This is a genomic window from Microbacterium hominis NBRC 15708 (genome assembly GCF_001592125.1).
Classification (GTDB): domain Bacteria; phylum Actinomycetota; class Actinomycetes; order Actinomycetales; family Microbacteriaceae; genus Microbacterium; species Microbacterium hominis.
Window position 1 is genome coordinate 1 of sequence record NZ_BCWI01000034.1, and the last position, 5,810, is coordinate 5,810.

The 5,810-nt window shown below is 71.2% G+C and carries 6 protein-coding genes; 4 read left to right on the top strand and 2 right to left on the bottom strand.

The genetic code is table 11. The features are described from left to right. Positions 1-75: 75 nt before the first annotated feature. Positions 76-1,455 (bottom strand): NAD(P)/FAD-dependent oxidoreductase, encoded by a 1,380-nt coding sequence (locus MHO01S_RS15905; protein ID WP_061782593.1) that lies wholly within the window; start codon positions 1,453-1,455, stop codon positions 76-78. A 139-nt stretch (positions 1,456-1,594) separates the two neighbouring features. Here MHO01S_RS15905 and MHO01S_RS15910 point away from each other — a divergent pair, with 139 nt between their 5' ends. Beyond that, positions 1,595-1,921, top strand: coding sequence for a hypothetical protein (locus MHO01S_RS15910; RefSeq protein WP_060959104.1), 327 nt, complete (start codon positions 1,595-1,597; stop codon positions 1,919-1,921). Between the two features lie 155 nt (positions 1,922-2,076). On the opposite strand, the gene MHO01S_RS15915 is transcribed toward MHO01S_RS15910, so the two are convergent. Further along, positions 2,077-2,688 carry a hypothetical protein gene (locus tag MHO01S_RS15915; protein ID WP_060959105.1) on the bottom strand — a complete coding sequence of 204 codons (612 nt, stop codon included), beginning with the start codon at positions 2,686-2,688 and terminating at the stop codon, positions 2,077-2,079. Positions 2,689-2,801: 113 nt separating this feature from the next. Between MHO01S_RS15915 and MHO01S_RS15920 the strand changes: the two genes are divergently transcribed. The 3 genes from MHO01S_RS15920 (at position 2,802) to purF (ending at position 5,744) form a co-directional block, all read left to right on the top strand. Further along, entirely contained in the window at positions 2,802-3,029 is a 228-nt protein-coding gene (locus MHO01S_RS15920; RefSeq protein WP_060959106.1) for a hypothetical protein, read from the top strand. 93 nt (positions 3,030-3,122) lie between these two features. Next, a complete protein-coding gene (gene purM, locus MHO01S_RS15925; protein ID WP_060959107.1) occupies positions 3,123-4,235 on the top strand; it encodes a phosphoribosylformylglycinamidine cyclo-ligase in 1,113 nt (370 codons plus the stop codon). A gap of 27 nt (positions 4,236-4,262) precedes the next feature. Then, positions 4,263-5,744, top strand: coding sequence for an amidophosphoribosyltransferase (gene purF, locus MHO01S_RS15930; RefSeq protein ID WP_060959108.1), 1,482 nt, complete (start codon positions 4,263-4,265; stop codon positions 5,742-5,744). Positions 5,745-5,810: the final 66 nt, after the last annotated feature.

The following is a 5,810-nucleotide window of genomic DNA, read 5'->3' on the forward strand; positions in this document are numbered from 1 at the left end:
CCCCGCATCCCTTGCACTTCGGCACCGGCCCCGGCCCCCGGCCTCGGCCCCCGGCCCGGCCGCGGCTCAGTCGGCTCAGTCGGCGTCGGGGGCAGCGGGGACGCCGGCGTCGGCATCGGCCGCGGCGCGCTGTTCGGGGGTGAGGCGGCGGCGCTGCGCCTTCGACGGGCGGATCGCGGGCACGTCGCCGACGATCGGCACCGGTGTGCGATACAGGTGCACGCCGTAGCGGGCCACCAGTCCGATCAGCACCATCAGCTTGTTGCGGGGCCCGAGCAGGCTCGCGATGTGGACGAACAGCCACGTCATCCACGCGACCGATCCGGTGAGCGCCACCGTCTTGCGCAGCAGCGGGATCTTGCCGAGGAAGCGCAGACGGTGCAGCACCGGCAGGTTCGCGATGCCGGGGAGCTCCCCGATCGCCGAGCGACGGCCGATGATCGCGAGCTGACCCTTGTCGTAGTAGGAGAACGGCTCGGTCGGCTCGCCCGCGATGAGGCGCACGATCTGGCGCGCCACGTGCTCACCGCCCTGGATCGCCGGCTGCGCCAGCTGGGGCAGATCCTGCGGCGCGATCGCGACGTCGCCGGCGGCGAAGACCCCGGGCAGCCCCACGACCTGCAGGTCCTCCCCGACGCGGATGCGGTCGCCCTTGTCCAGCGGCAGGCTCCAGTCGCGCACCTCCTCGTGCGGCGCGACACCGGTCGCCCACACGGTGAGATCGGACGGCAGCACGGTGCCGTCCGAGAGCACGACGGCATCCGGTCGCACCTCGTCCACGCCCGCCCCGAGGCGCAGCTCGACGTCGCGGCGCCGCAGTTGGGCGGCCGCGTAGTCGCGGAGCTTCGGGATGAACGGCTTGAGGATCTCGCTGCGCTGCACGAGCGTGATGCGGAAGGCATCGCCGTCGAGCTCGGGGTACGCCGGCTCGAGGCCCTGGTCGCGCAGCTCGGCGAGGGCACCGGCCATCTCGATGCCGGTCGGCCCGCCGCCGATCACGACGACCGAGAGCCCCTTGGTGCGGCCGCCCTGCACCGCGACGCGCTCCAGACGGGTGAAGAGCGTGTCGCGGATCGCGATCGCCTGCGAGCGGGAGTACACGGCGAACGAGTTCTCCTTCGCCCCGGGGGTGCCGTGATACGCCGTGGTGACGCCGTTCGCGACGAGCAGGTAGTCGTATGACATCTCCTGACCGTCGAGCAGACGCACGGTGCGGGCATCCGTGTCGATCTCCATGAGGTGCTCGTGCACGACGTCGAGGTTGGGCTGGCGCACGCGCAGGCTTCGCAGGAAGTGGGTCACGTCGCCGGGGTTCAGCCCGCCGGTGGCCACCTGATACAGCAGCGGCTGGAAGGTGTTGTAGACGCGCCGGTCGACGAGCGTCACGCGCACCGGTGCGTGGCGCAGCGCCCGCGCCGCGCTGATTCCGGCGAAGCCCCCGCCGATGATGACCACGTGCGGCCTCGCATCCGGAACCGGGTTCGTCGCGCCGTCAGAAGCCAGGGGAGCGGATGCCGTCATAGCCGCAGATTACCGCGACGCCGTGACGAGCTCGTGTCGCCCGCCTCCGGATGGGAGGTGGGACAATGGGGTCATGACGCCCACCGCCGACCACCGCATCGAGACCGCCCAGGTGCGGCGCAGCCCGCGGTACGCGGTGTTCCTCCTGGCGGGCGCTGCCCTCGGCATCCTGGTCGCCCTGGTGCTGACCTTCGCGTTCGACGGCACCGAGAACGTCAGCGCGACCACGGGTGTGACCTACTCGACCTCGCAGGTCTTCGGCTTCGTGTGCCTCTTCGCGATCCCCCTCGGCATCGCCGTCGGCGGCGTGGTCGCGCTGGTGCTCGATCGCTCCCTCGCCCGCCGCGCCCGCGAGGTGCGCGTCGATCACGAGGTCATCACCGTCGACGACGCCGAGTAACCCCCGTTCGCACGACCGTCGCCGCCCGAGGGCCGGCGATCTGCCGGCAGCAGGCGCTTCTCGCCGCGAACGGCCTGCCCCGGGCCCCGGGCCGCTCGCCTCTCCCGGGCCGCTCACCCGCCCCGGCCCGTGCGCCGTGACAGCGGATGCCGCGATCAGGCGATATCGGCGATGATCGGCCCCACGGCGGCGTCGAAGGCCGCGATGTCGCCGCGCAGACCGTCGGTGACGGCGATCGTCAGCGCCCCGATCCACCACACGCCGCGCTGCGTGAACGGAAGCACCTGGACGTTCAGCTCGAACGAGTGCGCGCGCCGCCCCACCACCCGCTCGTGTTCGGCGATCGCGCTCGCGTAGGCCCGGTACGACGCCCCGCTGCCGAGGCTGGAACGGTAGCGGCCGTTCGCGGATCGCGCGTACGCCACCGCATCCTCGCCGTGGGGGGCGATCGCCGCCTGCAGCTCGGTGAACCCCTCGACCGGAAGCGCGACGTAGGTGTCGAACCCGTCGATCAGCTCCAGCGGCACGGGCGAAGGGTTCGCCTGCGGCTCGACGGTCAGGTCCCAGTACGCGCGCCACTCGCGCTCGATCGCCGGCCGATCGTCGTACTCGCCCATCTCGGCGCGAGCCGTCGGCGGGATGCCGCGCAGGTGCGGCAGCTCCTCGGGAAAACGGATGCCGAGCACCTGACGCAGATACAGGGCGACGAGGACGGGGAGGCTCGCGTCTTCGCGCACGATCCATTCCGGTGTTCCCGCCGCTGCCATGCCGCCATCCTAGGGACAGCGGTCGGGCCGGCGACAGGGTGCGCGCCTCGCGTAGTCTGAGGGCATTCTCGGAGCCGGACCATGACGGTCGGCCGCAGGGGGAGGGGCACAGGATGGGCGTCGACTTTCCGGAGGGGTCGGTCGTCGTCACGACCGCGGGCGGCGATGTCGTCATCCTGCGCATCTGCGACGTGTGCGGGGCCGCCGTCGTCGATGCGAACGACACCGATCTCGCGTTCCACCGGCGCTGGCACCGGCTCACCGGCTCCGGCAGCTGGATCGATCCCGCGACCGGTCGTCACCACGGCCCGGGGAGCCCGCACGATCCCTCGGCGTCGTAGGCGTCTCCTGCGCGGTCGGCGCCGCAGCGTCGCCCGCACGCACGGCCGGATGCCGCGGTCCGCGCGCCCCGCCCCTGCCGGTAGGCTGTTCGCGTGGCAGAAGCCCCACAGAACCCCTATTCCGAAGCCGGCGTCGACACTGCGGCGGGAGACCTCGCCGTCGAACTGATGAAGTCGGCGGTTCGTCGCACCCACGGGCCCGAGGTGCTGGGCGGTGTGGGCGGCTTCGCCGGCCTGTTCGACGCCTCGGCGCTGCAGGCGTACGAGAAGCCGCTGCTGGCGACCTCGACCGACGGCGTCGGCACGAAGGTGGCCATCGCGCAGGCCCTCGACAAGCACGACACGATCGGCCAGGACCTCGTCGGCATGGTCGTCGACGACATCGTCGTGGTGGGCGCGAAGCCGCTCTTCATGACCGACTACATCGCGTGCGGCAAGGTCTTCCCCGAGCGCATCGCCGACATCGTCCGCGGCATCGCCTCCGGGTGCGAGCAGACCGGCACGGCGCTCGTCGGCGGCGAGACCGCGGAGCACCCGGGTCTGCTCGGCGTCAACGACTACGACGTCGCGGGAGCGGCGACCGGTGTCGTGGATGCCGGTGACGTGCTCGGCGCCGACCGCGTGCAGCCGGGCGACGTGGTGCTGGCCCTGGCATCCAGTGGCCCGCACTCCAACGGGTACTCGCTCATCCGCCACATCGTCGCGGGCACGGGCCTCAGCTACGGCGCCCACGCCGCGGACTTCGGCCGCACGTGGGGCGAGGAACTGCTCGAGCCCACCCGCCTGTACACGCTGCCACTGCTGAACCTGCTCACCGCCCTGCCGGGCGCGGTCCACGCGCTCAGCCACGTGACCGGTGGTGGCATCGCCGCGAACGTGGCCCGCGTGCTCCCGCCGCAGGCGTGGGTCGAAATCGACCGCTCGACGTGGTCGCCGACGCCCGTGTTCCGCGTGCTCGCCGACCTCGGCGGACTGCGGCTCGAAGACACCGAGGGCACCTGGAACCTCGGCATCGGCTTCGTCGCCGTCGTCTCGGCGGCGCAGGCGGATGCCGCGGCATCCCTCCTGTCGGCGGCCGGCATCGCGACGTGGCAGGTCGGCGTCGTGCACGAGGGCGCCCGTCCCGACGGGCACTTCGAGCAGGGTGCCAAGGGCGTGGACGGCGGCGCCGTGCGTCTGGTCGGCGCGTACTCATCAGCGGTTTAGACGCAGAAACGGATTGAGCTACACCACATGTGCGGAATCGTCGGCGTCGTCGGACAGGGCCCGGTCAACCAGGACATCTACGACTCGCTCCTGCTGCTGCAGCACCGCGGTCAGGACTCCACCGGCATCGCGACGGCGGAGACCAACGGCGTCTTCCACCTCTTCAAGGCGAAGGGCCAGGTGCGCGAGGCCTTCCGCACCCGCGACATGCGCGCCCTCCTCGGCAATATCGGCCTCGGGCACGTGCGCTACGCCACCAAGGGCACCGCGTCGAGCGAGGAGGAGGCGCAGCCGTTCTACGTCAACGCCCCCTACGGCATCGTGCTGGTGCACAACGGCAACCTCACCAACACGCGTGAGCTGACCAAGGAGCTCTTCAGCAAGGACCGCCGCCACCTCAACACCAGCTCCGACACCGAGCTGCTGGTGAACGTGCTGGCCAACGAGCTGCAGTCCTCGATCTCCGGGTTCGAGCTCGACCCGGCGCAGGTCTTCCAGGCGGTCACCCGCGTGCACGAGCGCGTCGAGGGGTCGTACGCCACGATCGCGCTGATCGCCGGGTACGGCCTGCTCGCCTTCCGCGACCCGTTCGGCATCCGCCCCCTCATCCTGGGCACGCGCCCCGCGGTGGATGCCGAGGGCACCGCCACCGGCCGCTACGAGTGGATCGTCGCCTCCGAGTCGCTGGTGCTGGAGAACGGCGGTTTCGAGGTCGTCCGCGACGTCGAGCCCGGCGAGGCCGTCTTCATCGACCTCGAGGGACGCCTGCACACCCAGCAGTGCGCGACGAACCCGCAGCTCGTGCCCTGCTCGTTCGAGTACGTCTACCTCGCCCGTCCCGACTCGGTCATGAACGGCATCTCGGTGTACGAGGCGCGCCTGCGGATGGGCGAGCGCCTCGCCGACACGATCGCCAAGTACACGCCGGCGGGGGCCATCGACGTCGTCATGCCCATCCCCGACAGCTCGCGACCCGCCGCCATGCAGGTGGCCCGCAAGCTCGGCATCGAGTATCGCGAGGGCTTCTACAAGAACCGCTACGTCGGGCGGACCTTCATCATGCCGGGGCAGGCGGTGCGCAAGAAGAGCGTCCGCCAGAAGCTCAACGCGATGTCGAGCGAGTTCAAGGGCAAGAACGTGCTGCTCATCGACGACTCGATCGTCCGCGGCACGACGTCCAAGGAGATCATCCAGATGGCCCGGGATGCCGGGGCCAAGAGCGTCACGTTCGCCTCGGCCGCCCCGCCCGTGCGCTACCCGCACGTGTACGGCATCAACATGCCGTCGCGGCACGAGCTCGTCGCCCACGGCCGCACGATCCCCGAGATCGCGGCGGAGCTGGGCGCGGACTACATGGTGTACCAGGAGATCGACGACCTGAAGGCCGCGATCCTCGAGGGAGCGCCCGACGTCGAAGACCTCGACATGAGCTGCTTCGACGGGCGGTACATCACCGGCACGGTGTCGGACGAGTACCTCGCCTGGGTCGAGGGCACGCAGGAGAGCTGAGCCCGCGCGTCGCGGACGTTTCGACTCGGCGCTGCGCGCCTCGCTCAACGCCCGGGAACCACCGCC